Source organism: Candidatus Contendobacter odensis Run_B_J11, assembly GCF_000531125.1.
GTDB classification, from domain to species: Bacteria; Pseudomonadota; Gammaproteobacteria; order Competibacterales; family Competibacteraceae; genus Contendibacter; species Contendibacter odensensis.
Map to the genome: position 1 here is coordinate 1 of NZ_CBTK010000206.1, position 4046 is coordinate 4046.

Below are 4046 nucleotides of genomic sequence, written 5' to 3' on the forward strand. Positions count from 1 at the left end.
CTGATCGCGAATCAGTACCACGGCCAGCAGCAGGCCACCGCGCTCGGCGCCCTCGGTTCGGCGCGGGCGGGCGCCGGGGTGCTGGCCTTTCTGATCGGCGGCATACTCGGCACCTATATCGGCTGGCGGCCCGCGTTCGGAATCCTGATTGCGCTTTCCGTGGTGGTCCTCCTCCTGAGCTTCAAGCTGAAGCCGACGCGGGGTCGGCCCGAGGTACAGATCGACCTGTTCGGCGTGTTGCTGACCGCAGCGGGAATCACGCTCATCAGCTTCGGCTTTAACAACCTGAACCGGTGGGGTCTCGGTTTTGCGCGGCCCGCCGCGCCGTTCGACCTGTTCGGGATGTCGCCCGCGCCGTTCATGATCGTCATCGGCATCGTGCTGCTCCAGGGCTTTGTGTTCTGGACGCGCCGCCGCACTGCTGACGGGAAGACGCCACTGCTGGCGCTGGAGGTAGTCAAATCCGCGTCCGAGCGAGCCGCAGTCTACGCGATGTTCGTCGTGGTCGCGCTGGAGGGCGCCCTCAACTTCTCGGTGCCGCTGTACATCCAGATCATCCAGGGCCGCTCGCCGATCGAGACGGCGATTGCCATGATGCCGTTCAACCTCACCGTGTTTTTCACGGCGATGCTGATCATCAAGCTCTATAACAAGCTAACACCGCAGGAAATTGGACGCTGGGGCTTCGCCCTCTGCACGATCGCGCTGCTGTGGCTCGCCTGGGTGGTGCGCAACGACTGGAGCGCGCCGGTCGTCATGATCGGACTGGTGGTGTTCGGTATCGGCCAGGGGTCGCTGGTGACATTGTTATTCAACGTGCTGGTCACCGCCTCGCCCAAGGAGTTGGCCAGTGACGTCGGCTCGCTGCGCGGGACCGCCAACAACCTCGCCGCCGCAGTCGGCACCGCCGTATCGGGCGCGCTGCTCGTCGGTCTGTTAAGCGCCTTCATCATCGGGTCGCTGGGCCAGAACCCGGAACTGAAAACGGAACTCCAGTCCCAGATCGACCTGGACAATAGCATTACCTTTGTGAGCAACGACCGACTGAAGACGGCGCTGGAACGCACCAACCTTTCGCCGGAGCAGGTCCAGGAAGCGGTGCGCATCAACGAGGAGGCGCGGCTACGGGCGCTCAAGATCGGCCTGCTGATCATGGCCGCGCTCTCGCTGCTGGCGATCTTCCCGGCCAGTCGGCTGCCCACCTACAAGCCGGGCGAGATCCCGACGAATCCGCCGCCGAAGGCCAAGCTCTCGCTGGCCGGGCTGGACGAGCGCGTGGCAAAACTGGAACTCCAGATCAGCCCGCTGGCCGGCGGCAAACTAGGCGAGATCCCGGCGAATCCGCTGCCGAAGCGTGAGGGCGATGCACTGGAGGAAGAAACATGACCTCCACGAACAGGCCACGGCTTCTGATCCTGTCGCTCGGCGGGACCATCACCATGGTGCCGAGCGATTCGGGCGGTATCACGCCCAAGCTGGGCGCCGCCGAGCTGGTGGCGTCGGTGCCGGCGCTCGCCGAAGTCGGCGACATTGACGCGCGGTCGCTGTTTCGCCTGCCCAGCCCCTCGCTCACTCCAGCCAACCTGGTCGAAGTCGCGCGCGTGATCGAGGAAGGCTTCGCCTCCGGCTTCGACGGTGCGGTGGTGATCCAAGGCACCGATACCATCGAGGAGTCGGCTTTTCTCCTCGACCTCCTGGTCGATTCCGACAAGCCGGTGGTGGTGACGGGAGCGATGCGCGGCGCCGACGCACCGGGGGCGGATGGACCGGCCAATCTCCTGTCGGCGGCCATCGTCGCCGCCGCTCCGGAGTCGTGCGGTCTTGGGACGCTCGTGGTCCTTAACTACGACATTCACGCGGCGCGTTTCGTCCAGAAGTCGCACACCGCGCTGCCCTCGGCGTTCCTGTCACCACTGGTGGGGTCAATCGGTACCCTCATCGAACGGCAGCCACGCTTCTATGTGCGAGTAAAGCGAAACCCCAACCTGTCGGCGGTGGCGGGTCCGCCCGCGCCGGTGGCGCTGGTGAAGGTCGCGATGGGCGATGACGGACGCCTGCTCGGTTCGCTGCCCGGCCTGGGCTACGCGGGCGTGGTGATCGAGGGGATGGGCGCCGGCCATGTGCTCGCGGACGTCGCTCCGATCGTCGGCGACCTTGCCGCGAAGATTCCGGTGGTGCTCGCCAGCCGGGCGATGACGGGTCCGGTGTTCACCCATACCTACGGGTATCCCGGCGCCGAGATCGATCTGATCCAGCGCGGTGTCATGCCCGCAGGTTACCTCTCCGGCCTGAAGGCGCGGCTGCTGCTCGGACTCGTCATGCGCGGCGGCAAGGGTGTCCAAGTGGCCGAGGCGTTCGCGCCCTATCAGTAGGGGCACTGGCGGAAGAAAGATGCCTTTTTCAAAACGAAATTCAACGAGGAGGATGTCAACTACCCCCGCCTGAAGGCGGGAGCTTGGAGACAAGCTCGGTTGACCAGCCTAAGCCCGCCTGACCGGGATGTCGAAAGGGGCTACGTTGCGCATAGGTTCAAGACTCACCCTGGAATGCTTCCTCAGTTCCAGGCTCTGAAAGTCCCGGTTGCAGACACGCATTGGGTACGCACGAAACGGATCGGGATGGAATGCCGGTGCGCAACATTGGCGAGGGGAGCAAGCCGCAAGGCTTTGTCACTAGGCTCTTACGAGCGGACAGCCGGGAAAGACCGGCACTTAAGGCTGACCGTGCGTTGCACGGTTCGCTCAACCTCCCCGGCCTGAAGGCTGGGGTCTCTCGCGGAGAATCTGATGAGTGACCTTATTTGTTTAGCGTTCAAGGAATTGGACACCGCCGATCACTTTCTGAACGAACTGAGGGCATTGCAGAAGGAGTACGTTCTCGAACTTGAGGATGCCTGTGTAGCGATCCGTGACAGTGACGGTAAAATCCATATCAAACAGAGCGTCAACCTGGTTGCGATCGGGGCGAGTCAAGGCGCCTCGCGCGGTATGCTGATGGGAGCGCTTGTCGGCCTGTTGTTCATGAATCCGCTGGCCGGCTTGCTGGCGGGCGGGCTGATCGGCGCCGGGTCCGGCGCATTGCAGGGGAAGCTTGCCGATTATGGGATCGACGATAACTTCATCAAATCGCTCAGCAGCACCATCGAACCTAATAGTTCCGCGATCTTTCTTCTCGTCCGCAAAGCAGTCGAGGACAAGGTGATGCCACGGTTGTCCCATTACCAGGCGACGATCCTCAAGACCTCCCTTTCCGACGAGCAGGAAGAGCGACTGAAGGCGGCTCTTTCGCAGGCCGCCTGATCCTATTTAAGCAATGTAACCGTTCGCTCCCCTCGCCCGCTTGCGGGAGAGGGGTTGGGAGTGAGGGCAGCCGTTTCGAGGCGTTCGCGCCTTATCAATAACCGACCGGGAAAGCCGGGCTGGCGACCGACTGTTTGAAAATGCAATTTTTATGGAGGACGTGATGACAACAAAACGGCAATTACGCACGGCGATGTTCCTGGCGTGCATGACGCTGGCGGTGGTGTGGGGCAACGCTGGCGCGGCTGATATCCCCGTGATCACCGGCGAACACTGGACTGCGTCTTCGGCAGAAGTGCAGAAGGCGTATCTGATTGGCATCGCCAATTTGGTCCAGGTTGAAACCGCCTACTACGCGAAGAACCCGCCGAAAGACGCTCAGAACTTCGTGCCGCGTCTCGCCAAGGGGTTGCGGGGCCAGACTCTCGACAGCATCCGGGAAAGTCTCAACCGCTGGTACGCCGGAAATCCCGACCAGTTACAGCGACCGGTCATCGAGACGATCTGGTTCGAAATGGCCGTGCCCGGACTTCAGAAAAACAAGTAGCGGAGACGAGAAATGAAACGACTTGGATGGATGGTAGCTATCGTGGCGGTAACCGGCGTGGTGGGCTGCACGGACATGACCCCGCAACAGCAGGGAACCCTGAGCGGCGCGGCGATCGGCGCGTTGGATAGCGAAATTCGCAACCAAACCGAAACCATCGCTGAGAAAGTCAGATCGGAAGAGCGTCGTGTAGGGAAAGA

At 62.4% G+C, this 4046-nt stretch carries 3 protein-coding genes and 2 pseudogenes; all 5 read left to right on the forward strand.

All coding sequences use genetic code 11. The features are described 5' to 3' along the window. Positions 1-1230: pseudogene (locus BN874_RS12310) on the forward strand (MFS transporter); the annotation flags it as partial. Between the two features lie 152 nt (positions 1231-1382). Next, positions 1383-2372 (forward strand): asparaginase, encoded by a 990-nt coding sequence (locus BN874_RS12315; RefSeq protein ID WP_034433760.1) that lies wholly within the window; start codon positions 1383-1385, stop codon positions 2370-2372. 414 nt (positions 2373-2786) lie between these two features. Continuing rightward, positions 2787-3299, forward strand: a complete 513-nt coding sequence (locus tag BN874_RS12320) for a DUF1269 domain-containing protein (RefSeq protein WP_034433762.1) — start codon at positions 2787-2789, stop codon at positions 3297-3299. Positions 3300-3462: 163 nt separating this feature from the next. Beyond that, positions 3463-3846 (forward strand): hypothetical protein, encoded by a 384-nt coding sequence (locus BN874_RS12325; RefSeq protein ID WP_195912184.1) that lies wholly within the window; start codon positions 3463-3465, stop codon positions 3844-3846. Positions 3847-3858: 12 nt separating this feature from the next. Beyond that, positions 3859-4046: pseudogene (locus BN874_RS22635) on the forward strand (hypothetical protein); the annotation flags it as partial.

Excerpts from the sequence above, each read along its gene's own strand:
- BN874_RS12325 (WP_195912184.1), top strand. The coding sequence starts at position 3,463 with ATGACAACAAAACGGCAATTACGCACGGCGATGTTCCTGGCGTGCATG.
- BN874_RS12315 (WP_034433760.1), top strand. The coding sequence starts at position 1,383 with ATGACCTCCACGAACAGGCCACGGCTTCTGATCCTGTCGCTCGGCGGG.
- BN874_RS12320 (WP_034433762.1), top strand. The coding sequence starts at position 2,787 with ATGAGTGACCTTATTTGTTTAGCGTTCAAGGAATTGGACACCGCCGAT.